At 67.4% G+C, this 23,855-nt stretch carries 19 protein-coding genes; 11 read left to right on the forward strand and 8 right to left on the reverse strand.

What is annotated here, in order from left to right:
- Positions 1-10: 10 nt before the first annotated feature.
- Positions 11-958, reverse strand: a complete 948-nt coding sequence (ftrA, locus tag FHS28_RS22970) for a transcriptional regulator FtrA (protein WP_088454466.1) — start codon at positions 956-958, stop codon at positions 11-13.
- Between the two features lie 98 nt (positions 959-1,056).
- Here ftrA and FHS28_RS22975 point away from each other — a divergent pair, with 98 nt between their 5' ends.
- A complete protein-coding gene (locus tag FHS28_RS22975; RefSeq protein WP_088454465.1) occupies positions 1,057-1,515 on the forward strand; it encodes a rhodanese-like domain-containing protein in 459 nt (152 codons plus the stop codon).
- Between the two features lie 262 nt (positions 1,516-1,777).
- Here FHS28_RS22975 and FHS28_RS22980 read toward each other — a convergent pair whose 3' ends face one another.
- Genes FHS28_RS22980 through FHS28_RS22990 form a run of 3 tightly spaced genes read right to left on the reverse strand, consistent with a single transcriptional unit; the run spans position 1,778 to position 3,822 of the window.
- Positions 1,778-2,320, reverse strand: a complete 543-nt coding sequence (locus tag FHS28_RS22980; protein WP_088454464.1) for a CreA family protein — start codon at positions 2,318-2,320, stop codon at positions 1,778-1,780.
- Between the two features lie 54 nt (positions 2,321-2,374).
- The gene (locus FHS28_RS22985; protein ID WP_088454463.1) at positions 2,375-2,755 is read right to left on the reverse strand and encodes an antibiotic biosynthesis monooxygenase family protein; all 381 of its coding nucleotides are present in this window, start codon (positions 2,753-2,755) and stop codon (positions 2,375-2,377) included.
- Positions 2,752-3,822 carry a hypothetical protein gene (locus tag FHS28_RS22990; protein WP_088454462.1) on the reverse strand — a complete coding sequence of 357 codons (1,071 nt, stop codon included), beginning with the start codon at positions 3,820-3,822 and terminating at the stop codon, positions 2,752-2,754. Before FHS28_RS22990 ends, FHS28_RS22985 begins: the two co-directional genes overlap by 4 nt.
- 74 nt (positions 3,823-3,896) lie before the next feature.
- Here FHS28_RS22990 and FHS28_RS22995 point away from each other — a divergent pair, with 74 nt between their 5' ends.
- The 4 genes from FHS28_RS22995 to FHS28_RS23010 all read left to right on the forward strand — a co-directional run bounded on the left by FHS28_RS22995 (position 3,897) and on the right by FHS28_RS23010 (position 8,020).
- Positions 3,897-4,601 (forward strand): ArsR/SmtB family transcription factor, encoded by a 705-nt coding sequence (locus FHS28_RS22995; protein WP_088454461.1) that lies wholly within the window; start codon positions 3,897-3,899, stop codon positions 4,599-4,601.
- On the forward strand, positions 4,598-5,428 hold the full coding sequence (locus FHS28_RS23000) for a DUF72 domain-containing protein (RefSeq protein ID WP_088454460.1): 831 nt from the start codon (positions 4,598-4,600) through the stop codon (positions 5,426-5,428). Before FHS28_RS22995 ends, FHS28_RS23000 begins: the two co-directional genes overlap by 4 nt.
- A gap of 215 nt (positions 5,429-5,643) precedes the next feature.
- Positions 5,644-6,843, forward strand: coding sequence for a GGDEF domain-containing protein (locus FHS28_RS23005; protein ID WP_088454459.1), 1,200 nt, complete (start codon positions 5,644-5,646; stop codon positions 6,841-6,843).
- A 64-nt stretch (positions 6,844-6,907) separates the two neighbouring features.
- Entirely contained in the window at positions 6,908-8,020 is a 1,113-nt protein-coding gene (locus FHS28_RS23010; protein ID WP_088454494.1) for a calcium:cation antiporter, read from the forward strand.
- Between the two features lie 129 nt (positions 8,021-8,149).
- Here FHS28_RS23010 and FHS28_RS24700 read toward each other — a convergent pair whose 3' ends face one another.
- From FHS28_RS24700 to icmF, 3 genes are all read right to left on the reverse strand, one after another.
- Complete coding sequence (locus FHS28_RS24700) at positions 8,150-9,706, reverse strand: methyl-accepting chemotaxis protein (RefSeq protein WP_088454458.1); 1,557 nt, start codon at positions 9,704-9,706, stop codon at positions 8,150-8,152.
- Between the two features lie 217 nt (positions 9,707-9,923).
- A complete protein-coding gene (locus FHS28_RS24705; RefSeq protein ID WP_088454457.1) occupies positions 9,924-11,468 on the reverse strand; it encodes a methyl-accepting chemotaxis protein in 1,545 nt (514 codons plus the stop codon).
- A gap of 65 nt (positions 11,469-11,533) precedes the next feature.
- The gene (icmF, locus tag FHS28_RS23025; protein WP_088454456.1) at positions 11,534-14,827 is read right to left on the reverse strand and encodes a fused isobutyryl-CoA mutase/GTPase IcmF; all 3,294 of its coding nucleotides are present in this window, start codon (positions 14,825-14,827) and stop codon (positions 11,534-11,536) included.
- A gap of 184 nt (positions 14,828-15,011) precedes the next feature.
- On the opposite strand from icmF, the gene FHS28_RS23030 reads away from it, so the two are divergent.
- From FHS28_RS23030 to FHS28_RS23045, 4 genes are all read left to right on the forward strand, one after another.
- A complete protein-coding gene (locus tag FHS28_RS23030) occupies positions 15,012-15,695 on the forward strand; it encodes an ANTAR domain-containing response regulator (protein ID WP_088454455.1) in 684 nt (227 codons plus the stop codon).
- A gap of 566 nt (positions 15,696-16,261) precedes the next feature.
- Positions 16,262-17,479, forward strand: coding sequence for a CmpA/NrtA family ABC transporter substrate-binding protein (locus FHS28_RS23035; RefSeq protein ID WP_088454493.1), 1,218 nt, complete (start codon positions 16,262-16,264; stop codon positions 17,477-17,479).
- Between the two features lie 12 nt (positions 17,480-17,491).
- Positions 17,492-18,472, forward strand: a complete 981-nt coding sequence (gene ntrB / locus FHS28_RS23040; RefSeq protein ID WP_088454454.1) for a nitrate ABC transporter permease — start codon at positions 17,492-17,494, stop codon at positions 18,470-18,472.
- A 10-nt stretch (positions 18,473-18,482) separates the two neighbouring features.
- Positions 18,483-19,286, forward strand: a complete 804-nt coding sequence (locus FHS28_RS23045; protein ID WP_088454453.1) for an ABC transporter ATP-binding protein — start codon at positions 18,483-18,485, stop codon at positions 19,284-19,286.
- Between the two features lie 10 nt (positions 19,287-19,296).
- Here the strand turns inward: FHS28_RS23045 and FHS28_RS23050 are convergent, their stop codons facing one another.
- Positions 19,297-20,586 (reverse strand): type IV pili methyl-accepting chemotaxis transducer N-terminal domain-containing protein, encoded by a 1,290-nt coding sequence (locus FHS28_RS23050; RefSeq protein WP_184295509.1) that lies wholly within the window; start codon positions 20,584-20,586, stop codon positions 19,297-19,299.
- A gap of 363 nt (positions 20,587-20,949) precedes the next feature.
- On the opposite strand from FHS28_RS23050, the gene nirB reads away from it, so the two are divergent.
- Together nirB and nirD are read left to right on the forward strand one after the other, a co-directional pair.
- Positions 20,950-23,460: a nitrite reductase large subunit NirB gene (gene nirB, locus FHS28_RS23055; protein WP_088454451.1), complete on the forward strand. Its 2,511-nt coding sequence runs from the start codon at positions 20,950-20,952 to the stop codon at positions 23,458-23,460.
- Between the two features lie 9 nt (positions 23,461-23,469).
- The gene (gene nirD / locus FHS28_RS23060; protein WP_088454450.1) at positions 23,470-23,850 is read left to right on the forward strand and encodes a nitrite reductase small subunit NirD; all 381 of its coding nucleotides are present in this window, start codon (positions 23,470-23,472) and stop codon (positions 23,848-23,850) included.
- The last annotated feature ends 5 nt before the right edge of the window (positions 23,851-23,855 follow it).

The raw sequence follows: 23,855 nt of genomic DNA on the forward strand, positions 1-23,855 counted from the left end.
TTGACCGCCGTCATGCGAATTGGCGACGGTACCGGGAGGGCGCGGGCACTCCCAGCCGCCGGAAATGCCGCCGCAGCGACTCCGGCGACCCCAGCCCCGACAGGTCCGCCACGCCTTCCACGTCGAGGTCCGGGTGGGTCTCCAGCAACTCCTTGGCCAGGGCGACCCGTTCCCGAACCAGCCACTCCATCACGGCCACCCCGGTGCTGGCCTTGAAGTGCCGCTGCAAGGAGCGTTCGCTCATGCCCACATGCTGCGCCAGGCTCGCCACCCGATGATCGTTGCGGGGATGGGCCCGCAGATGCGCCTGCAGGCGCGCCATCGGGCTGTCCGCCCGCGTGGGCATGGGCCGCGGCACGAACTGCGCCTGCCCGCCTTCCCGCTGCGGCGCCATCACCAGCCGCTGTGCCACCGCATTGGCCACGGCACTCCCATGGTCCTTGCGCACCAGATGCATCAGCATGTCCAGACCGGCGGCGGAGCCGGCGGATGTGATCACCGAGCCTTCATCGACATACAGCGCCGATGCGTCCACCTCGATCTTCGGAAACGCCTGCTTCAACTGCTGCGCATACCGCCAATGCGTCGAGGCGCGGCGCCCGTCCAGCAGCCCGGCATGGGCCAGCACGAACACGCCTGAGCAGATGCTGCAGATGCGCGCGCCGCGCACATGCGCCTTGCGCAGCGCATTCAGCAGCGGCTGAGGCGGCCGCTCGCTGGCGTCTCGCCAGCCCGGCACCACGATCGTGTCGGCCCGCCGCAGCATCGCCAATGAATAGGGGGCCTGGACCTGTACGCCGCCCGTCCCCCTCAGCGGACCTGCCTCCACGGCGCACACCGCATGGCGGTACCAGTCCACGCCCAGCTCGGGACGCTCCAGGGCAAACAGCTCCACGGCGCAACCGAATTCGAACATGCAAAGGCGGTCATACGCCAGGATGGCAACCAGATGGGTCATGGCGGGATCTTACCGATCCGTGTCGGTCCTGCCACTGGCGCAACCGCGTGGTGATGGCGACACTGAATCCCGTCCCATCCCCCTATTCAGGAGCCCCCATGACCTTGACCACAGCCGCCCCGCCCGAAACGCTCGACGCGACCCACGTTGCCAGCTCAGCGCATTCAACCAATGCAGTGACGGCGGTCCCGGCTGCTGACAGTGAAGAAGCGCTGGCGCACTTCGAATCGGCGTTCCGCTTTGAGACCGATTGTTGGGATGTGCATGACGCCCTGTCGAGTGGTGCGCCGGGATTTGTCTTGATGGATGCGCGCAGTCATGCCTTGTACGACGCGGGCCACATCCCGGGCGCGATCTCGATGCCGCACGGCAAGATCACGGAGGGGAGGATGTCCGTCTACCCGCGAGCCACGATGTTTGTGGTGTATTGCGCGGGTCCTCACTGCAACGGTGGGCACCGGGCAGCTGTTCGGCTTGCGAGGCTGGGGCGTCCCGTGAAGTTGATGACGGGCGGCATCACGGGCTGGCAGGACGAAGGTTTCGCGCTGGTGAGGTAGGGGGGCGCCCCAGCCTTCAGCTCACGAGTGGCCACCATTGATGGCGTGCGAGCTGCTTTCCGGCATGGGAGGTGGTGCGGCACTGGCCCAGAAACGCCGAGTCGGGGCCTTTTTGCGGAAGTCAAGAAGGGAATGGCCGGCGGAGCCGGACAGGAATGACATGGAGCAAAAAGGTTCCGGCTCGGTGCTTTCGAGCGGAGTCAAAGAACGTTCCCCCCAAATGAAGCGCCCCCGGAAACAGCGCGCTCCATTCGTCATTGGGTTACTTCAGCGGAATGGGTGTCCCCCGATCGACCGGCACTGCAGTCACGCTGTTCTGCGGCGAGCCTTCGATCACCCGATCGGAGTAGGTCAGATAAACCAGGGTATTGCGCTTCGGATCCACCATCCGCACCACCCGCAGCCGCTTGAACACCAGGGACCGCCGCTCGGAGAAGACCTCTTCTTTTTTCGGCAGCGGTTTCGGGAAACTGATGGGCCCCACGGCCCGGCAGGCGATTGACGCTTCGGATTTGTCTTCCGCCAGGCCGAGCGCGCCCTTCACTCCGCCGGTCTTGGCCCGCGACACAAAGCAGGTGACGCCCGGCACCCCGGGGTCATCGTAGGCATCCACCACGATTTTGTGGTCTGGCCCGATCAACTTGAACACGGTATCCACCTCACCGATGGTGTCCGACTCCGCGGCACGGGCCGCGCCGGGCCACAGGCCGATCAGCGCCGCCACGAGCCCGGTCACCGACAGGGCCTGAACCGCACGCGCGTAGCGCGGAGAAGGAAGAGTGAGCGATCGATAGGAACGGGACATAAACAGGTTCTCCTCGGATGCGTCGTTGTAGCACGGCGCATGCCTGATGCGTGTTCACGCCCTGTGGTCTGTGGGTGGCATCTCCGTCACCTCAGCATGGCGCAGGCGGCTGTCCAGCGGCGCCTCGTCCCGCTCCCGCAAGCCATAGTCCCGCACCACCTGCGCCACTCGCAGCCGATAGTCCTGGAACACGCCGCCGCGACCGGCCGCCTGCGCCGCCCGATGCTCATCGAGCCGCCGCCATGCCTGCACCGAGGCTTCGTCCCGCCAGAACGAGAGCGACAACATCCGCCCCGGATGCGTGAGGCTCTGAAAGCGTTCCACGCTGATGAAGCCGTCCATGGTTTCCAGCACCGGCCGGAGGTTGGCGGCGCGTCGCAGGTAGTGCTCCCGCTGGCCTTCTGCGGGCAGCACTTCAAAGATGACGGCGATCATGCGAGGACTCCGCTGGAGGGCGGCGACTCATTCCAACTTCGCCTCTTGACGTCTGCTTCTGTACCAGCCTCCACCGTCACCGCCGCCGTCACGTCCCCCTCTGCCCCCGCGGGCTCGTCATCAAACAGCAAGACCGTCATGTTTGCCAAGGTCATCGCCCGGTGACGGGTCGGCAACGGCTTGTACGCCGACGCTTGCACCCAGCGCAAGGCCGACGCCGCGGTCGTCAGCGCCATGCTTTCCCCGGGACATGCATGCGCGCCCGCCCCAAAGATCCATTCGCTGCCGGCCAGCAGCACGGTCACTGGCGCCCCTGCGGCCACTGCAACGCCGCCCACCGCCAGATCCCGCTGCGCAAACCGCCGCGTCAGTCGAACGGCGCCGCCGTCCCGGGCGATCGCCCGCAGCCCATCGCGGTCCGGCGCTTCGCCCGACACCGCCAGCTGCCACAACCCATGCCCCAGCAGCGCGCTCCCAGCTTCGTGGCTTTGCCACAGCCATGCCAGTCGATGCGCCTCCCGGGTCATCGCATCCGCCCAAGGCTTGCGGTCCCCGCAGCTCCGGTGGTGCAACCAAGCCGCCTGCAAGGGCGCATCAGGAGCGTCGGCCTCTGCCTGCCGTAGCGCTTGCAACAGGGCTGCGACCGCCGCATGCCCACCCATCACCGACGCCCGCGTGGCTTCCGGCGCCAGTGCGGCCGCGATGGCCCGCAACTGCCGCACCAGCAGGTGCTGCTGCGGGACGGTCATCACCCGCATGCCCAGCAGCCCGGCCACCGTGCCTGCGGGCACGGCCCACACCCAGTGATCCCACCCGTGGCACTGCACGGCCAGCGCCGCCTGCCGCGCCGCTTCTTCCCGCACCGCCGCATCGGAGACCGCCCGCATCACCTGCAGCACCAGCGACTTCTCTGCCGCATGCGTGGCGTCATCCCGCTGCCGCAACCATCGATTGAACACCTCGGTCAGCGGTCCCGGCCACGCTGCGAGCGCGGGCGGCACAGGCACACCGGGCGGCCGCACGCCCAGATCGGGATGAACCAGCAGGGCATGGGGGCAGGGGGACATGGCAGATTCTCCAAAGACGGGACAGCGACATGGTCGTGCACCGCTGACGCCCATGCTTCGCTTAGGATCGAAACATGGATGCAAGCCTCACTGCCGACGAAGCGCTGGCCCACATCGCTGCGAGCATGGCGGAGCCGGTGCGTGCGCGCATGCTGTGCTGCCTGATGGACGGCCATGCGCGGACTGCCACGGAGCTGGCGGCGGTGGGGGAGGTGGCGGCGTCCACCGCGAGTGCGCACCTGTCGCGGTTGTTGACGCAGGGCCTGGTGGCTTGCCTGGCCCAGGGCCGCCACCGCTATTACCGGCTGGCCGACGACACGGTCGGACAAGCGCTGGAGGCTTTGCTGGTGGTGGCTGGACAGCCGCGCCCGACCTTTGAGCCGAGCACGCCCATCGCCTTGCGGCAGGCGCGCCGGTGCTACGACCATCTTGCCGGACACTGGGGTGTCCAGCTGCATGACCATGCCCTGCGCAGCGGCTGGATCACGCCTGAGGACGAACCGGACCGCCCGGGCGCCTACCTGATCAGCGACCGGGGCCTGGCGGCGTGGAAGGGGCTGGGCGTGGACCTGAGTGGGGCCTTGCAGGGGCGCCGAAGGCCGGCCTGCGCCTGCATGGACTGGAGTGAGCGCCGCCCGCATCTGGGGGGGGCGCTGGGGGCGATGTGGCTGCAGGCGCTGCTGTCGCAGGGGTGGCTGGAGGCTGCGCTGGACAGCCGGGCCTTGACGATCACGCGGCGGGGCCGGACCCGTCTGACGCAATTGCTGGAGACTTCATGAGCGACGCTGGTGGAACTTCTGATCGGACGCGGACGGCTTCGATCCGCGTTGGCATTGGGGGATGGACCTATGCACCGTGGCGAGAGACCTTCTATCCGCCGGACGTTTCCGCTGCCAAGGAATTGCAATGGGCGAGCCGCCGCTTGAGCGTCATCGAGATCAACGGCACTTACTACAGCACCCAGCGACCGGCGACCTTTGCGAAATGGCGGGACGCCACGCCGGACGGTTTTGTGTTTTCCATCAAGGCGCACCGCCTGACCACCAACCGCCGCGTGCTGGCGGAGGCGGGTGAATCGGTGCAGCACTTTCTGAACAGTGGTGTTGCTGAGCTGGGGCCGAAGCTGGGTCCGATCCTGTGGCAGTTTGCACCCACGAAGCGTTTTGACCCGGACGACTTCGGCGCATTTCTGAAGTTGCTGCCGCGCGCGCTGGACGGTGTGCCGCTGCGGCACGCGGTGGATGTCCGCCACGACAGTTTCCGCACGCCGGCCTTTCTCGCTTTGGCGCGCCGTCACGAAGTGGGTGTGGTCTTCACTGAATCGGACGACTACCCGGCGCTGCCGGACCTCACATCCGACTTCGTTTATGCCCGTGTCATGCGCACGCAATCCTCTCTGGTCACGGGCGTGACGGAGGAGGTGCTGGACGGCCTTGCTGCCAGCGCCCGTGCCTGGTGTGCCGGCACTCAGCCCACGGGCCTGCCCCTGATCGATGCGACATACAAAGCGCCAGCCCAACCGCGCGACGTCTACCTGCTCTTCATCAGCGGCGCCAAGGAGCGCGCCCCTGCCGCCGCCCAGGCCCTCCTGACCCGCCTGCGCTGACCGCCCCACTCCCGCGCCCCCCCGGCCGTCGCGCCGTCGCCCAGCGACGCGCCCCTCCAGCCACTCCCGCGGAACTGGCTTTGCCAGGCCGCTGGGAGGCGCCCCCTGGGGGCAGGAGCGAAGCGACTGGGGGGCCCAAAGCCTTTGCTTCGCCAGGCCGCTGGGAGGCGCCCCCTGGGGGCAGGAGCGAAGCGACTGGGGGGCATAATCAGCCAATGATTCACATCCCGACATTGATGCTGGCACTGCTCAGCGGCTTTGCGATGCTGGGTGTGCAACTGTGGATGGCGCGGCGCAGCCGCCTGCGCTACCTCGACCTCGGTGTCTGGACCTCAGGCTCCTGGATCCTCCTGCTCGGCTTCACCCTGCTGGCCGCGCGCATCATCCTTCCCACCTGGATCTCCGCCCTCGCAGGCAACGGCTGCATCGCCGTCGGCCTGGTGGCCTACAGCGAGGGCATCCATCGCCATGTGCTCGGACGCGGCATGCCGCGCTGGTGGATCTGGGCCGGTCTCACCGTCGCCTGGCTGCTCATCGCGTGGATGCTGGCGTGGCCGTTTTACCTGCGCACCATCGGCATCTCGCTGCTCTTCGCAGCGTTGCTGCTGCCCGGGATCGGTGTTTTGCTCGGCCCCGGCTGGCGCGCGGAGTACTCGCTGCGCAGCGTCGCGCTCACCTTGCTGCTGGCGGCGGGCAGCCTGCTGCTGCGCGCCGTCCATGCCTGGCGCCATCCCGAGGACTATCAGGATCTGCTGCAAAGCAGCCTCGGCCAGGGCCTGACCTTCCTCTTCAGCTTCATCTGCCTCATCGGTACGGGCTTCGGTTTCGTGCTGGCCAACTTCGAGCGCATCGCCCGCCGCATGGAAGATATGGCGTCCACCGACGCCCTGACCGGCTGCCTCAACCGGGCGACCGCCGACGCGCTGCTGCGTCATGCGCTGGAACTGGGGCGCCGCGAGCAGACGCCGGTCGGCTTCGTCCTGCTGGACCTGGACCACTTCAAGATCATCAACGACACCCACGGCCACAGCGCCGGCGACACCGCGCTCCAGGACTTTGTCGCCGAAGTGCGCCGTCGCCTGCGGGCCTCGGATGTGATGGGGCGCTGGGGCGGCGAGGAGTTCGTGCTGGTGCTGCCGTCCACCGATGCCGCCGGTGCCGCACGCCTCGTCGAGCAGATCCGCGAAGGCGTCGAGGCTCTGCAGATCCGCCATGCATGCGGGGACGCCTTCGGCATCACAGTGTCGGCCGGTGTCGTGATTGCAGAGCCGCACCGGCATCTCAGTGCCGAGCAGCTCTTCACCCTGGTGGATCAGGCGCTGTACCGCGCCAAGGGCGCGGGGCGCAACCGCGTGCATGTGCACGGCGCAGCAGCCCCCTGGCCAGAGGTGACCCCCGGTCCTGCGGCAGCTTGAGGACGCGGCGGATGCGCAGCCTCGCGTCGGGCAGAGCGGCCGCGCAGTGGTCTATGCTCAGACCATGTCTGCCACCCACTCGACTTCCTTCCTGAGCCGTCTGCCCGCGGCCTTGCCCCTCTGGACCCTGCTGTCTCCCGTCGCCGCCCTGGGCGCGCTGCTCGGGCTGAGCAGCGGGGGCGGATGGATGGTCCTGTCACTGGTCAGTGTGCTGCTCATTGCCTCCGTGCTGGCCGCTGTGCACCATGCGGAGGTGGTCGCCCACCGCGTGGGCGAGCCCTACGGCTCGCTGGTGCTGGCCGTGGCCGTCACCGTCATTGAAGTGGCGCTGATCGTGTCGCTGATGCTGGCCGGTGGAGAAGCCACCAATACCCTGGCGCGAGACACGGTGTTCTCCGCCATCATGATCGTCTGCAACGGCGTGCTGGGCCTGTGCATCCTGGTGGGCGGCTGGAAGCACCAGGTGCTGCGCTTCCGTGTGGATGGCACCAGTCCGACGCTCGCCGTGCTGGCGGCGCTGTCGGTGCTCACCCTGGTGCTCCCGGCCTTCACCACCAGTTCTCCCGGACCGACCTTCACCCGCACGCAGCTCTTCTTTGCCGGCGCGGTGTCGCTGGTGCTCTATGGCGCCTTTGTGTTCGTGCAGGCGGTGCGCCACCGCGACTACTTCCTGCCGGTCACCGGTGCCGACGACCAGCACAGCCATGCCGAGCCGCCCAGCAACCGCGTGGCGCTGGTGAGCCTGGCCCTGCTGATGGCCTGTCTTGTGGGCGTGGTCGGGCTGGCCAAGATGCTGGCGCCGACGATTGAACAGGCGGTGAGCAGCATCGGCGCGCCGCCCTCGCTGGTGGGGGTGATCGTCGCCTTGCTGGTGCTGCTGCCGGAGACGGTGGCCGCCGTGCGTGCCGCGCTGCACAACCGGCTGCAGACCAGCCTGAACCTCGCCCTCGGCTCGGGTCTGGCCAGCATCGGCCTGACCATTCCGACGGTGGCCGTGCTGTCACCGCTGTTCCCGCATTCGCTGGTGCTGGGCCTCTCGCCCCTGAGCATGGTGCTGCTGTTCCTGACCTTCATCGTGGGCGGCCTGACGCTGGGCGGCGGCCGCGCCACCGTGCTTCAGGGCGCGGTCCACATGGTCGTTTTCGTCGTCTTCCTGTTCCTGGCGGTCATTCCCTGACAGCAGGTTCGAACGCAGCCCCCGTTGACGTGACAAGCGGCCACGTCGACGGCGGGGCGCGCCGTTGGCTGACACTCTCGTCCGTGAGGCAGGTCGGTGCCGCACGAAGGGTTTCTGGCGCTCGACGTTTCAGCGCGGCGACAGGCGGAAGGCACTCACCAGTTCATTGAGCTGCTGCGCCTGATTCTGCAGCGAGCCCGCCGCCGCGGCGGACTCCTCCACCAGCGCCGCGTTCTGCTGCGTCATCTCGTCCAGCCGCTGCACCGCCACGTTCACCTGGCCGATGCCGCCGCTCTGCTCGGAGGCTGCGGTGGCGATCTCGTTGACGATCTCCGCCACGCGGCGCACGCCCTGCACGATTTCGCCCATCGTCTCGCCGGCATCCGTCACCAGTCGCGTGCCGGACGCCACCCGGTCGACGCTTTCGCCGATCAGCTGCTTGATTTCCTTCGCCGCGGTGGCACTGCGCTGGGCGAGGGCCCGCACTTCACCGGCCACCACTGCAAAGCCGCGGCCCTGTTCACCCGCGCGCGCCGCTTCCACCGCCGCATTCAGCGCCAGAATGTTGGTCTGGAAAGCGATGCCGTCGATGACACCGATGATGTCGCTGATCTTGCGCGAGCTGGTTTCGATCTGCTGCATCACCTGCACCACTTCTCCGACCACCGCGCCGCCCTTGGAGGCCGAGTTGCGCGCTTCGCTGACCAGCGCATTGGCCTGCTGGGCCGAGCTGGCGGTATGGGCCACCGTGCCGGTGAGTTCCTCCAGCGACGACGCCGTCTCCTGAAGATTGGAGGCGGTGGACTCGGTGCGCGCGGACAGATCCTGATTGCCGGTGGCAATCTCCCGCGTGGCCACATTGATCGTCTCGGTGCCTTCACGCACCTGGCTGACCATGCGCCGCAGCGAGTCCTGCATGCGGCTGAGTTCCCGCAGCAGCACGCCGATCTCGTCGCTGCGCTCCACATGGATGTCCTGGCTGAGGTCGCCGCTGGCAATCGTTGCGGCCACCGCGCCGGCATGCACCATGGGCGCCCGCACCGAGTGGGTGATGCGCCAGGCGATGACCACCCCCAGCACCACAGCCAGGCCCGTCAACACAATCATCAGGCTGGCGGCCTCTCGGGCCTGCCGCGCCTGTTCCGCCGCGAAGGCGTCGGTGTCTTCGGCGATGAGGGTGGTGAGCTTCTCCACGGCGGCCAGGTACTCGGCCGCTGCAGGCGCGAGGGTCTTGTCGACCTGCTGCTGCCCCGCCGCCGGGTCTGCCTTGATGGCCTCCATCACCGACTTGCGGATGTCCACATAGCGCTTGCGGGCGTCGGCGATCACCGCCATCTGTGCCTTCTGCTCCTTGTCGTCGATGTCGGACTCGAGCCTGGCCTGCAGTTCGTTGATGCGTTCCGTGGTTTTGCCCATCTGGTCGCCCAGATAGTCGATCAATTGCTGTTGTCCGCCGGACTTCGCAATCGACATCACGCGGTTCAGGTTCAGTTCGGTGGAGCCGCGCCACTGGAAAGACTGCGTTCGTCGCTGTTCCTGCTGGTGAAGCGCCTCGCTCAGCCGCATCATCTCGCGCAGCTTGTAGACGCCGACGCCGGTCATCAGCGCCGCCATCGCCAGCACCGCCGCAAAGCCGATTTGCAGCAGCGTGGTGATCTTCATCCGGTTGAGCTTCTGGATCAGCATGGCAATCCCCAACGTCTCGTGATGTGTACGCTGATTATGGGAGTCGGCCCTGCTGTGCAGCAAGCCGTCGAGCGCTGCGATCGCTCTGGCCGAGGCACTTGTCACGTCATGGCACGTGCGAGGCCGTCCCCGATGGGCAGGGCAACGTTGTCGGCGCGGATGCCGCAACAATCCCTTCACGAGACTGACGGCGGATGCCTTGCGCGCTGGAGCGACTTCAGACCAGCTTGAACACCCGCACCAGATCGGCCAGTTCGGCGGCCTGCTGCTGCAGACTGTCGGCGGCAGCGGTGCTTTCTTCCACCAGCGCGGCGTTCTGCTGCGTGACCTGATCCAGCTGCGTCACCGCCAGCCCGATCTGCTGGATGCCGCGTGACTGCTCCTGGCTGGCCGCCGCGATCTCGCCGATCAGCACGCTGACCTGGCGCACCTGACCGACGATGCCCTGCATGGCTTCACCGGCGTCCCCCGCGCGGCGCGAACCGGAGGCCACCTGTTCCACGCTGCGCGAGATCAGCGCCTTGATTTCCCGAGCGGCCTGTGCGGACCGCTGTGCGAGCGCGCGCACTTCCGAGGCCACCACCGCAAAACCGCGCCCCTGTTCCCCCGCGCGTGCAGCCTCCACCGCGGCGTTCAGCGCCAGGATGTTGGTCTGGAAGGCGATGGCGTCGATGACGCCAATGATGTCGGCGATCTGGCGGGACGAGGCGCTGATCTCATCCATTGTGCGCACCAGATCAGACACCACGGTTCCGCCCGAGTCTGCGGCGCTGGCGGCTTCCGTCGCCAGCGAGTTGGCCTGCCCGGCGGTGGCGGCATTGTTGTGGACGGTGCTGGTGAGCTGCTCCATCGAGGCGGCGGTCTGCTGAAGACTGCTGGCCTGTTCCTCCGTCCGCTGGCTGAGATCCAGGCTGCCGGTGGCGATGTGGCTGGAGCCGGTGGCAATGTTCTCGCTGCTGCCCCGCACCCGGGTCACGATGCCGCGCAGGGCATCGGTCATCGAGCCCAAGGCGGCCACCAGCCGCGCCGCCTCGTCCGCGCCGGTGCTGGCGCTGCGTTCGCGCAGGTCGCCTTCGGCCACGGCTTCCGCAAAGGTCACCGCTTCCTTCATCGGTTCGGTGATGGAGCGGGTGGTCAACCAACCGGCCATCACCGCGAGCAGCAGGGCCATGCCCGTCGCGGTCAGGCTCCACAGCCGCACCGAGGCGCTGGTGGCCTCGGCTTCCCGGTACGACCCCGCACCCACACGCACCTGAAGTTCCAGCAGCTCGTCGATGGCTGCCTTGGCCTGTGTGCCCAGCGGCATGATCCGCTCGCCATACAGCGTCTGGGCACGCGCCACGTCGCCGTCCTTGAGGGCATCCCGCGTGGCCAGCAGGCCTTCTTTCACATAGCGGGTTCGCACCTCGGTGAAGGCCTGGGCCAGGCGCTTTTCCTCGTCGGTGAGGTAGGTGGCGAGGTAGGCCTTCCACAGGCCGGACACCTTGCCGATATTGGCCTGCAACTGCTGATCGAGCTCCGGCAGCTTCGCCGGGTCGCGCAGCATTTCCATCACCAGGATGCGGTTGCGCAGCATCAGGCCGTCGATGTCGCCGATCTGCTTGAGAGGAAGGGTGCGGTCCTCATAGAGCGTCTTGAGCTCGCCAAAGACGCGGCCGCTGCCGCGGATGCCCAGTGCCGAGATCAACACCAGCAGCACCAGCATCAGCCCGAAGGCCAGGGACAGGCGCGTGCCCGTGTTGAAGCTTCTGAGCAGACCCATCGTGCACCTCCCGAGTGCGCGCCGGCGGGCGCGGGCATGTTCGTGCTGTACCTGTTTGGCTGTGCTTACATGCTGCGCCGGTACTGCCCACCGACCTCGAACAAGGCCGCGGTGATCTGACCCAGCGAGCAGACCCGCACCGCATCCATCAGCACTTCGAAGACATTGCCGTTGTCGATCACCGCCTGCTGCAGCCGCTGCAGCATGGCCGGGCTGGCGTCGGCATGGCGGGCCTGGAAGGCTTCCAGGCGGGTCAGCTGGCTGGTCTTCTCTTCCTCGGTGGAGCGCGCCAGCTCAATGTGCTCCGGCACCGGGTCGCCATGCGGATTGCGGAAGGTGTTCACGCCGATGATCGGGTACTCGCCGGTGTGTTTGAGCATCTCGTAGTGCATCGACTCTTCCTGGATGCGGCCACGCTGGTAGCCCGTCTCCATCGCCCCCAGCACGCCGCCCCGCTCGGCGATGCGCTCGAATTCCGCCAGCACCGCTTCTTCCACCAGCTCGGTCATCTCCTCGATGATGAATGCGCCCTGGCTCGGGTTCTCGTTTTTCGCCAGGCCCCACTCGCGGTTGATGATCAGCTGGATGGCCATGGCCCGGCGCACTGATTCCTCGGTCGGCGTGGTGATGGCCTCGTCGTAGGCGTTGGTGTGCAGCGAGTTGCAGTTGTCGTAGATGGCGATCAGCGCCTGCAGCGTGGTGCGAATGTCATTGAAGGCGATCTCCTGCGCATGCAGGCTGCGGCCCGAGGTCTGCACGTGGTACTTGAGCTTCTGGCTGCGCTCGTTCGCGCCGTAGCGGTCCCGCATCGCCACCGCCCAGATGCGTCGCGCCACGCGGCCCAGCACGGTGTACTCCGGGTCCATGCCATTGCTGAAGAAGAAGCTCAGGTTGGGGGCGAAGTCGTCGATGTGCATGCCCCGCGCCAGATACGCCTCCACAAAGGTGAAGCCGTTGGACAGGGTGAAGGCCAGCTGCGAGATCGGATTGGCGCCGGCCTCGGCAATGTGATAGCCGCTGATCGAGACCGAATAGAAGTTCCGCACGTTGTGACGCACGAAGTAATCGGCGATGTCGCCCATCACCTTCAGCGAGAACTCGGTCGAGAAGATGCAGGTGTTCTGGCCCTGGTCTTCCTTGAGGATGTCCGCCTGCACCGTGCCGCGCACCTGCGACAGCACGGTGGCGCGCAGGCTCGCAGCTTCTTCGGCGCTCGGCTCCCGGCCCTGCTCGGTGCGGAATCGTTCCATGCGCTGGTCGATGGCGGTGTTCATGAACATCGCCAGGATGGTGGGCGCCGGTCCGTTGATCGTCATGGACACCGACGTCGCCGGATCGCACAGGTCAAAGCCGTCGTAGAGCACCTTCATGTCGTCCAGCGTGGCGATGCTCACGCCGGAGTTGCCGACCTTGCCGTAGATATCCGGCCGCGGGGCGGGATCGGCCCCATAAAGGGTGACCGAGTCGAAGGCGGTGGACAGCCGCTTGGCCGGCATGCCTTCGGACACCAGCTTGAAACGCCGGTTGGTGCGGAAGGCGTCGCCTTCGCCCGCGAACATGCGGGTGGGATCTTCGCCTTCGCGCTTGAAGGGGAACACGCCGGCGGTGAAGGGGAAGTAGCCCGGCAGGTTCTCCAGCATCAGCCACTTCAGCAGTTCGCCGTGGTCTTCGTACGGCGGCAGCACCACCTTGCGCACCCGGGTGCCGGAGAGGCTGGAGGAGACGAGCGCAGTCCGCTGCTCCCGGTCGCGGATCTTCACCACGAATTCATCGCCGGCATAGGCCTGCTGAACCTGCGGCCAGCGGGCCAGCAGCTCGCGTGCATCGGCATCCAGACGGGCCTGCCGTGTCTGCGCGAGAGACTGCAGCGCCGCGACGTTGGACGAGGCATCCGCCTGCGTCAGCATCGCCGCGCTGGCTTCGAGCTGCTGCACTTCGCGCGCCAGGCGGGCCTGGGCACGGGCACGGCGCTTGTAGCCCCGCACCGCGTCGGCAATCTCGGCCAGGTACCTGGCTCGGGCCGGCGGCACGATCGGCGTCTGGTGGGTGCTGAAACGGGTGGCCGCCAGCGGCAGCCGACCGCCGGTCAGGCCCAGGCCCAGTTCCGCCAGACGCGGCTTCAGCGCCTGATACAGCGCCGTCACGCCGTCATCATTGAAGCGGCTGGCCATGGTGCCGAACACCGGCATTTCATCAGGCTTGCGGGTCCAGGCCTCGCGGTTGCGCTGCACCTGCTTGGCCACATCGCGCCAGGCGTCGGCCGCGCCCTTGCGGTCGAACTTGTTGATGGCCACGAACTCGGCGAAGTCCAGCATGTCGATCTTCTCGAGCTGGCTGGCCGCGCCGAATTCCGGCGTCATCACATACATCGGCACGTCCACATGCGGCACGATGGCGGCGTCCCCCTGACCGATGCCGGAGGTCTCGACGATCACCAGGTCGAAGCCGGCCACCTTGGCCGCGGCGATGACGTCCGGCAGCGCCTTGGAGATCTCCGAGCCGAAGTCCCGCGTGGCCAGCGAGCGCATGTAGACCCGCGGACCGGCCGCCCACGGGCTGATCGCATTCATGCGGATGCGGTCGCCCAGCAGCGCGCCGCCGCTCTTGCGGCGCGACGGGTCGATGGAGATGACGGCCACCCGCAGACGGTCGTCTTCATCCAGGCGCAGTCGGCGGATCAACTCATCGGTCAGGCTGGACTTGCCGGCGCCGCCCGTGCCGGTGATGCCCAGCACGGGCACCCGCAGGCCGGCGGCGGCGTCGCGCAGCGACTGGGTGAAGGTCTGGAAGTCGGGGTCCGACTGTTCGTTCTCCAGCGCGGTGATCACCCGGGCGAGCGAGCGCCAGGCCGATTCGTCGTGGCCCTGCAGCGCGTCGAGGCGGTAGGGCGGCTGCGCCGACAGGGCCTTGTCGCAGCGCATCAGCATCTCGCCGATCATGCCCTGCAGGCCCATGCGCTGCCCGTCTTCGGGACTGTAGATGCGCACGCCGTGCGCGTTGAGGTCGCGGATCTCGGCCGGCACGATCACGCCGCCGCCGCCGCCGAACACCTGGATGCCTTCGCCGCCGCGCTGCTTCAGCAGCTCCACCATGTACTTGAAGTATTCGACGTGGCCGCCCTGGTAGCTGCTCACCGCGATGCCCTGCGCGTCTTCCTGCAGCGCGGCGGTGACCACTTCATCGACCGAGCGGTTGTGGCCGAGGTGGATCACCTCCGCCCCCATGCCCTGAAGAATGCGCCGCATGATGTTGATGGCGGCATCGTGCCCGTCGAACAGACTGGCGGCGGTCACGAAGCGGACCTTGTGGGTGGGGCGGTACTCGGCCAGGGCCTTGTACTCGGCGGACAGCTCGGTCATGGATGGTCTCCTGCTGGGTCGCCCGCGCCCGTCTGTGTGCGGACCGTGTCGCTCGTGGCGACGCTGGGCATCCCGATGCGGTCGATTCTAGGCGCCGATTGACGTTAACGTAAACGGGATCCAAGGGTATACCCTCGATGCAACCCACCTGCGAACCGCCCTTCCAGCGCCGGCGCAGCAAGGCATGGAACTTGCGCCGCGCCGCTGTGTGAAAGCCTCACGTCCGCCCTCGTCCACCGCCCCGGACCCCTCCGGGCCCGTCCCCGTGTCCCCGCCGGCCACCCAGGGCCTGCGGGTGCTGCTGATCGACGACGGCGCCCACCGGGTCCATCTGCTCAGCGAGGAACTGGCGCGCCAGGGCTGCGAGGTGGTGGGCGTGATCGAGCAGGCCACGCTCATTCACGACTGCGTCCTGCGGCTGCAGCCGGATGTGGTGATCGTTGATGCGGAGTCCCCCACCCGGGACACGCTGGAGAACCTGGCCACGCTGTCGGCCCGCATGCCGAGGCCGGTGGTGGTGTTTGCGGAGGATGCCGACCAGACGCCGATGCGGCGCGCGATCAAGGCCGGCGTGAGTGCCTATGTGGTGGCGGGCCTGCAGACCCAGCGGCTCGCGCCGGTGCTGCAGGTGGCCATTGCCCGTTTCGAGCAGGACCTGGCCCTGCGGGAGGAGCTCAACAAGGCGCAGGAACAGCTGGCCTCCCGCAAGCGCATCGAGCGTGCCAAAGGCATCCTGATGAGCGAGATGGGCCTCGATGAGGACAAGGCTTACCAGCGGCTTCGCAAGCTCGCCATGGACCGGGGCGAGACGCTGGTGCAGGTGGCGCAGCGGGTGATCGACGCGCATGACCTGCTGCGTCCCGGCTGAACCGGGGCCACCCACGCCTTTGCGTAGCCTCGTGGCGCAGTACTGCCACACCAAGCCGACACCCTGACCCCACGCACCAGCACCGCGCACCAAGCCTACGCACCATGCCCGCCCGTGGTGCCCTTCCATCGTGCACGACGCGCCGGGATGCGCCGGGATGCGCCACGGTCGCAGCCGGTCTGCGGGCTGCCAGGCCCAGCCCCGATGACGGGCCACCGGCCTGTCGTCCCCGGTCATTGAGGGCCCACAGCCCTGTCGTCCCCGGTCACTCATCGGGCGGCCCATGCAGCCCCCAGCCATTGGCATCCACGCGGCCCCCCGCTGGCACGCTTCCTGCAAATGAACCCCTGAGGGCCACAAAGGCGTGACCCTCGAAGCCATCGGCGAAATTGGACAAAGGCGTCCGATCCGGTGTCTGTCGCGGCGTGCGGCAGACCAGAGATCGAGACGCCTTTTTTGTTTGGTCTGTAGCTTCCGCGTGCCCATGACCACGCGGATCCGGAGGTCCCCGCATGCAGCAAGGTTCGAAGGGTTCCCAGGGTTCCACCCCATCGAAGGAGGGTCTGATGAGTGCTGAACGTCGCCAACTGCTGGCCACGGGCGCCGCCCTGACGGGGCTGTCGGCCCTGCCGTCCGCCTGGGCCGCCGGTTCGGACAAGCCGGAGAAGGAAGAAGTCCGTATCGGCTTCATCCCGCTGACCGACTGCGCCTCGGTGGTGATGGCGGCGGCCCTGGGCTTCGACAGGAAGTACGGCATCAAGATCGTGCCGACCAAGGAAGCGTCCTGGGCCGGGGTGCGGGACAAGCTGGTCAACGGCGAGCTGGACATGGCCCATGTGCTGTACGGCCTCATCTATGGCGTGCATCTGGGGGTGGCGGGTCCCAAAAAGGACATGGCCGTGCTGATGACCCTCAACAACAACGGCCAGGCCATCACCCTGTCGCGCAAGCTGGCCGATGCGGGCGCCAGCGACATCACCTCACTGGCCAAGGTGATGCAGAAAGACAAGCGCGACTACACCTTCGCCCAGACCTTCCCCACCGGCACCCATGCGATGTGGCTCTATTACTGGCTGGCCAGTGCGGGCATTCATCCGATGAAGGACGCCAAGGTCATCACCGTGCCGCCCCCGCAGATGGTGGCCAACATGCGGGTGGGCAACATGGACGGCTTCTGCGTCGGTGAGCCCTGGGGCCATCGCGCCATCATCGACGGCATCGGCATCACGGCGGTCACCACGCAGGACATCTGGCGGGACCATCCGGAGAAGGTGCTCGGCACCACTGGCGACTTCGTCAAGAAATATCCCAACACCGCGCGGGCGGTGATCATGGCGGTGCTGGAAGCCAGCCGCTGGATCGATGCGAGCCTATCCAACAAACAGAAGATGGCCGAGACGATTGCCGACAAGGCCTACGTCAACACCAGCGTGGATGCGATCAACCAGCGCATCCTGGGCCGCTACCAGAACGGCCTGGGCAAGACCTGGGACGACCCGAACTACATGAAGTTCTTCAACGACGGCGCGGTGAACTTCCCGTACCTGTCCGACGGCATGTGGTTCCTGACCCAGCACAAGCGCTGGGGCCTGATCAAGGAGCATCCGGACTACCTGGGGGTGGCGCGCCAGATCAACCAGATCGATCTGTACAAGTCCGCGGCCTCGGCACTCGGGGTGAGCGTGCCCAAGGACAGCATGCGCAGCAGCAAGCTGATGGACGGCGTGGTGTGGGACGGCAAGGACCCCGCACGCTATGCCGATGGCTTCAAGGTCAAGGCCTGATGGGAGAACACCATGGTCAGTGCAGTCTTCCATTCCCCGCGTGACACCCGCCCGGAGACCGTGACCGGGCCGGCCAGCAACGTCGTGCCGCTCAGCGGCAAGGACGTCGAAGCTGCGGGCAGCGCGCCCGCAGCCGCGGCAGGAGCCGGCACCCCGCTGGCAGCCGTTGGGGCGACGGGGGTGATCGGCGACGACTTCTCGAAACCGGGCGCAGGCGCCCGTCTGATGACCGCGTTGCGGGCCTTGGCCTGGCGCATCGTGCCGCCCTTGTCGGGCCTGCTGCTGTTGCTGCTGTTCTGGCAGCTGGCCACCCAGAAGGGCGGTGCCTTCCCGACCCCGGGCGCGACGTGGGCCGCGGCCGTCCAACTGTTCTCCGACCCGTTCTACCGCAACGGTCCCAACGACCAGGGCATCGGCTGGAACGTGCTGAACTCGTTGCAGCGGGTGGGCCTGGGCTTCGGTCTCGCGGCGGCGGTGGGCATTCCGCTCGGTTTCATCATCGGCCGGTTCGACTTTGCCAGCCGCATGTTGAATCCGCTGATCAGCCTGCTCAAGCCGGTGTCGCCGCTGGCGTGGCTGCCCATTGGCCTGCTGGTCTTCAAGAGCGCCAATCCAGCGGCCATCTGGACCATCTTCATCTGCAGCATCTGGCCGATGGTGGTGAATACCGCCGTGGGAGTGCAGCGGGTGCCGCAGGACTATCTCAATGTGGCCCGGGTCCTGCGCCTGTCGGAATGGAAGCTGGTGACCCGCATCCTGCTGCCGGCGGTGCTGCCGTACCTGCTGACCGGCGTGCGGCTCTCGGTGGGCACGGCGTGGCTGGTGATCGTCGCCGCCGAAATGCTCACGGGCGGCGTCGGCATCGGCTTCTGGGTGTGGGACGAGTGGAACAACCTCAATGTCCAGCACATCATCATCGCCATCTTCGTGATTGGCCTCGTGGGCATGTTCCTGGAATGGGCCCTGGTGTCGCTGGCCCGGCGCTTTGAATGAGGAGACCGTCATGACGCAAGCCTTCGTCCGCGTGCAGCAGGCCGAAATGACCTTCATCACCAGGCAGGGCCGGTTTCCGGCGCTGCGCAACATCGACCTGGACATCGCCCGCGGGGAATTCGTCTCCCTGATCGGCCATTCCGGCTGCGGCAAGTCCACGCTGCTCAACCTGATCGCCGGCCTGCTGCGGCCGACTCAGGGCGGGCTGCTGTGTGACGGCCGCGAGATCGCCGGGCCTGGCCCGGAGCGGGCGGTGGTGTTCCAGAATCACTCGCTGCTCCCCTGGCTCAGCTGCTTCGACAATGTGATGCTGGCAGTGGAAACCGTCTTCGGTCCGCGGGAGACCAAGCCGCAACTGGTCGCCCGCACGGAAGCGGCGCTGGCACTGGTCGGCATGAGCCATGCGCTGCACAAACGGCCCCATGAGATTTCCGGCGGCATGAAGCAGCGGGTGGGCATTGCCCGCGCGCTGGCGATGGAGCCGAAGGTGCTGCTGATGGACGAGCCCTTCGGTGCGCTCGATGCGCTGACCCGGGCCCACCTCCAGGATGAGCTGCTGAAGATCGTGGCGGCGACCCAGAGCACGGTGGTGATGGTCACGCACGATGTGGATGAGGCGGTGCTGCTGTCCGACCGCATCGTGATGATGACCAATGGTCCGGCGGCGACCATCGGCGAGATTCATCCGGTGGCGCTGCCGCGTCCGCGGGATCGTGTGGCCCTGGCGGAAGATCCGGTCTACATGCAGGCGCGCAAGGCGGTGATCGATTTCCTCTACACCCGTCACCGCCACGGCGAGGCGGCCGCGGCCTGAGCCGGCCCGCTCAGCCGAGGATGATCTGCAGGCTGCGCTGGTAGTGAGCCGTCAGCATGTCCAGTTGCTGCAACAGCACCTCGCTGCTGCGCGCCAGTCCGGCGGCGGCCTCCTTGCCGTGGGTGTCCCGCAGGCTGCGCATCAGCCGCAGCCATTCGGCGCCGACCTCCGCCAGCAGGGCGCGGATGGCCTCGCTGGAGAGCGGGGCGGCATCCAGCTCCACCAGGCCCGCCGCAAAACGGTCCAGGCTGTCCGCCAGCGCCTGTCCGTCGCGCTGCGGCAGCAGGTCGGTCAACAGCGCCTCCTTGGCCAGACGCTGGCTCAGCATGCGTTGGCGGCCGCAGAGGTTGACGATCTGCAGCGGCTGCCCGCTGCCGCCGGCGGCAATGTCGGTGGCCAGCCGGTCCGACAGCGTCAGCAGTGCTTCGGCCGCAGCATCAGCTTCCAGGAGCAGGGCGGGATCCGGTTTGCCGTGCAGACACTGCTGCAGTCGCGTCCAGGCGGCCAGCAGCGGGGCGGGGTCGACCTCAGCCGGTAGCAGCGTCGGCAACCGCGCCAGATTGGCCGCGACCCGCTCACAGGATTCATCCTGCAGCGCCTTGGCCCGCTTGGCCTCGATGCCACCGGCCCGCTGCGCCATCAGCTTCACCAGCCGCTGGCTGAGCATCCGCTGCTGGCCCGCCAGATTCACCGCCTCGGCGCGCTGCGCCGCCTGCACCACGGACCGGGCCACATCGCCCAGCCGCAGGTGCGCATGCATGGCGGTGTCCCGCAGCAGGCGGAAGGCGGATTCCTCGTCCATGTCGCGGGCCGTCATCAGGAGACCCTTGGCCCGCTCGGTCCATTTGCGGTCGTCCAGCTGCTGCTGCACTGCGGCCACACAGGCGGATTGGGCCTGGGCCCGCCACAGCGCCCAGCGCAACTGGCGTTGCAGGGCGTCCGGCGCCGGCATGGATTCCAGCCAGACCTCCACCCCGAGCGACAGCGCCCGTCGGGCCTGTTCGGGCGCGGGCGCCGGGCCCATGGCCACGGTGGGCAGCTGGACGCCGTCCCGTCGCGCCGCGTTGAGGGCCTGCAGCCACGGTGACAGCGCCGTGTCGGTGGGGGCCTGCAGCAGGAAGACCTGCGCGTCGTGTTCGCGGGCAACGCGCGCCAGATCGAAGGACTGTTCCTGGTGCAGCGATGCGCAGATCCAGTGCATGTCGTTGCCGATCGGTGCCTCCAGCGGCTCGCCAGAGCCCAGCAGCAACACCCGCAGCGGCGCGGCGTCGTCAGCGGGCGCGCTGAGGGTCAACGGCATTGCAAGGGCCTCAGGGCCTGAAAGCACGGCAGAGGCATCAGAGTCAGCAGAGGCAGCGGAGGCATTCATGAACGGATGCGGGCGTGGCAACGCGGGCGGTCAGAAGCGTCGCAGCATAAGTCAGACGGCGGGTCGCTTCTGTGCGCTGCCGGTCTCAACCGCGGAAGCGCGTCGAATCCGTCGCCGTGGCATGGGACTTGCAAGTTCTCCATCGTGGCGCAATGACGCGCCCACCCCGGTGATGCGTTCGCATCGCCCCTTCTCTCGCCGCGCTGCGGCGTCCCCCGATGACTGTGTGGCCTCGCCGAGCCTGGTGCTCGACGCGGCCTTTTGGCGTTGGTTCTCTCCCTCTGGAGTGTCCGCATGAAGAAGATGAAGCTGGTGATGGTGGGCAACGGCATGGCCGGCGTGCGCACCCTGGAAGAGCTGCTGAAGATCGCGCCGGATCTCTACGACATCACCGTGTTTGGTGCCGAGCCGCATCCCAACTACAACCGCATCCTGCTCAGCCCGGTGCTGGCGGGGGAGCAGACGCTCGACGAGATCATCCTCAATCCGATCTCCTGGTATGAGGAGCACGGCATCACGCTGCATCTGGGCAAGCGGGTCACGACCATCGACCGGGTCAGGCGCCAGGTGGTGGCCGAGGATGGCACCGTGGCGGCGTATGACCGCCTGCTGCTCGCCACCGGCTCGTCGCCATTCATCCTGCCGGTGGCGGGCAAGGAGCTGGACGGGGTCATCGCCTACCGCGACATCGCCGACACCAACACGATGATCGAGGCGGCGCAGCGCTATCGGCATGCGGTGGTCATCGGTGGCGGGCTGCTCGGGCTGGAAGCCGCCAACGGCCTGATGCTGCGCGGCATGCAGGTCAGTGTGGTCCACCTGCATCCGTGGCTGATGGAGCGGCAGCTGGACGATCAGGCCGGCGACCTGCTGCGCAAGTCGCTGCAGGACCGGGGGCTGCGCTTTCTCATGGGGGCGCAGACCGAAGCGCTGATCGGCGGCGCCGATGGCCGCGTCATGGCCGTGCGGTTCAAGGACGGCCAGGAAATTCCCGCCGACCTGGTGGTGATGGCCGCGGGCATCCGCCCCAACACCGCGCTGGCGGAAAGCGCCGGGCTGCATTGCCATCGGGGCGTGGTGGTGTCGGACACGCTGCAGACGGTCACCGATCCCCGCATCTATGCCGTCGGCGAATGCGCGGCCCACCGCGGCATCGCCTACGGGCTGGTGGCGCCGCTGTTCGAGCAGGGCAAGGTCTGCGCCAATCATCTGGCCCAGTTCGGCATCGGCCGCTATCTCGGCAGCCAGACCAGCACCAAGCTGAAGGTCACCGGCATCGACCTGTTTTCTGCGGGCGACTTCATGGGTGGCGAGGGAACCGAAGAAATCGTGATGAGCGACCCGTTCGCGGGCGTCTACAAGAAGCTGGTCATCAAGGACGACCAGTTGGTGGGGGCCTGCCTCTACGGCGACACGGTGGATGGCAGCTGGTACTTCAAGCTGCTGCGCGAGGGACGCAAGATCACCGACATTCGCGACCGGCTGATGTTCGGCGAAAGCAACATCGGCGACGTCGGCCATCAAGGCCACAACAAGGCCGCCGCGATGGCCGACAGCGACGAAGTCTGCGGCTGCAATGGTGTGAGCAAGGGCGCCATCTGCAAGGCCATCAAGGACAAGGGGCTGTTCACGCTGGAGGAGGTCCGAAAGCACACCAAGGCCAGTGCCTCCTGCGGATCGTGCACCGGTCTGGTGGAGCAGCTGCTGATGTTCACCGCGGGCGGAGATTACTCGGCCGCGCCACGCAAGAAGGCCGTCTGCGGCTGCACCGAGCTGAGTCATCAGGAGGTGCGGGATGCCATCTTCCGAGACCACCTGGTGCGCATGAGCGACATCTTTGAACACCTGCATTGGACCACGCCCAATGGTTGCGCCACCTGCCGCCCGGCGCTGAACTACTACCTGATCTCTTCCTGGCCCAAGGAGGCGGTGGACGATCCGCAATCGCGCTACATCAATGAACGCAGCCACGCCAACATCCAGAAGGACGGCACCTACTCGGTGATTCCGCGGATGTGGGGCGGGGAGACCTCCGCAGCCGAGCTGCGGCGCATTGCCGATGCGGTCGACAAGTACCGCATCCCGACGGTGAAGGTGACCGGCGGCCAGCGCATCGACCTGCTGGGCGTGCGCAAGGAAGACCTGGTGCAGGTGTGGCGGGACATCGGCATGCCTAGCGGCCACGCCTATGCCAAGGCGCTGCGCACGGTGAAAACCTGCGTCGGCTCCGAATGGTGCCGCATGGGCACGCAGGACAGCACCCAGATGGGCAAGGACCTGGAGCGGGCCATGTGGCGGATGTATGCGCCGCACAAGGTGAAGTTTGCGGTCAGCGGCTGTCCGCGCAACTGCGCCGAAGCGGGCATCAAGGACGTCGGCATCATCGGTGTGGATTCCGGCTGGGAGATGTACATCGCCGGCAACGGCGGCATCAAGACCGAGGTGGCCCACTTCTTCACCAAGCTCAAGACGGCGGAGGAGGTGCTGGAGTACACCGGCGCCTTCATGCAGCTCTACCGCAAGGAAGGCTGGTATCTGGAGCGCACGGTGCATTACGTCAGCCGGGTGGGCCTGGACCATGTGAAGCAGCGCATCCTCGATGACGCCGAAGGGCGACGCGCCTTGTGGGCGGAGCTGCAGTTCGCGCTCGATGGGGAACCGGACCCATGGTTCGAGTTCAGCAAGGCCCAGGTTGACCTGCGCCAGTTCGAGCCGCTGCGCCCGGCGCCCTTGAATGCTCCCTTGAGCGCGGCATCAAGCACCTCATTGAGCGCCCCATCGAACGAACCCTTGAGCGCCGCCTGAGGAGCCACCATGACGACCTGGATTCCCATCTGCACCGTCCAAGAGATTCCCGTGCTGGGCGCGCGCCGCGTCAGCCGGGCCAAGGGCCCCGATGTGGCGCTGTTCCGCACCTCGGGCGACCAGATCCATGCCCTGCTGGACCGCTGCCCGCATCGTGCCGGACCGCTGAGTCAGGGCATCGTGTTCGGCGCGGCCGTGGCCTGCCCGCTGCACAACTGGACCATCGCACTCGATACCGGCTGCGCCCGTGAGCCCGACGAGGGGCGGACACCGGTCTTCCGGGTCAAGGTGGAGGCGGGGCAGGTCTGGCTGGACGGCGACGAGCTGGCCACCGTCGCCGTGGACCTGCTGCCGGTCCAGGCGGGGCCCTGCACCCGCGTGAACTGCTGAGCGCC

Source organism: Roseateles terrae, assembly GCF_014192155.1.
GTDB lineage: Bacteria > Pseudomonadota > Gammaproteobacteria > Burkholderiales > Burkholderiaceae_C > Roseateles > Roseateles terrae.

Coding starts and splice junctions, on each gene's coding strand:
- ftrA (WP_088454466.1), bottom strand. CDS start 958: ATGACCCATCTGGTTGCCATCCTGGCGTATGACCGCCTTTGCATGTTC.
- FHS28_RS22975 (WP_088454465.1), top strand. CDS start 1,057: ATGACCTTGACCACAGCCGCCCCGCCCGAAACGCTCGACGCGACCCAC.
- FHS28_RS22980 (WP_088454464.1), bottom strand. CDS start 2,320: ATGTCCCGTTCCTATCGATCGCTCACTCTTCCTTCTCCGCGCTACGCG.
- FHS28_RS22985 (WP_088454463.1), bottom strand. CDS start 2,755: ATGATCGCCGTCATCTTTGAAGTGCTGCCCGCAGAAGGCCAGCGGGAG.
- FHS28_RS22990 (WP_088454462.1), bottom strand. CDS start 3,822: ATGTCCCCCTGCCCCCATGCCCTGCTGGTTCATCCCGATCTGGGCGTG.
- FHS28_RS22995 (WP_088454461.1), top strand. CDS start 3,897: ATGGATGCAAGCCTCACTGCCGACGAAGCGCTGGCCCACATCGCTGCG.
- FHS28_RS23000 (WP_088454460.1), top strand. CDS start 4,598: ATGAGCGACGCTGGTGGAACTTCTGATCGGACGCGGACGGCTTCGATC.
- FHS28_RS23005 (WP_088454459.1), top strand. CDS start 5,644: ATGATTCACATCCCGACATTGATGCTGGCACTGCTCAGCGGCTTTGCG.
- FHS28_RS23010 (WP_088454494.1), top strand. CDS start 6,908: ATGTCTGCCACCCACTCGACTTCCTTCCTGAGCCGTCTGCCCGCGGCC.
- FHS28_RS24700 (WP_088454458.1), bottom strand. CDS start 9,706: ATGCTGATCCAGAAGCTCAACCGGATGAAGATCACCACGCTGCTGCAA.
- FHS28_RS24705 (WP_088454457.1), bottom strand. CDS start 11,468: ATGGGTCTGCTCAGAAGCTTCAACACGGGCACGCGCCTGTCCCTGGCC.
- icmF (WP_088454456.1), bottom strand. CDS start 14,827: ATGACCGAGCTGTCCGCCGAGTACAAGGCCCTGGCCGAGTACCGCCCC.
- FHS28_RS23030 (WP_088454455.1), top strand. CDS start 15,012: ATGGAACTTGCGCCGCGCCGCTGTGTGAAAGCCTCACGTCCGCCCTCG.
- FHS28_RS23035 (WP_088454493.1), top strand. CDS start 16,262: ATGAGTGCTGAACGTCGCCAACTGCTGGCCACGGGCGCCGCCCTGACG.
- ntrB (WP_088454454.1), top strand. CDS start 17,492: ATGGTCAGTGCAGTCTTCCATTCCCCGCGTGACACCCGCCCGGAGACC.
- FHS28_RS23045 (WP_088454453.1), top strand. CDS start 18,483: ATGACGCAAGCCTTCGTCCGCGTGCAGCAGGCCGAAATGACCTTCATC.
- FHS28_RS23050 (WP_184295509.1), bottom strand. CDS start 20,586: ATGCCGTTGACCCTCAGCGCGCCCGCTGACGACGCCGCGCCGCTGCGG.
- nirB (WP_088454451.1), top strand. CDS start 20,950: ATGAAGAAGATGAAGCTGGTGATGGTGGGCAACGGCATGGCCGGCGTG.
- nirD (WP_088454450.1), top strand. CDS start 23,470: ATGACGACCTGGATTCCCATCTGCACCGTCCAAGAGATTCCCGTGCTG.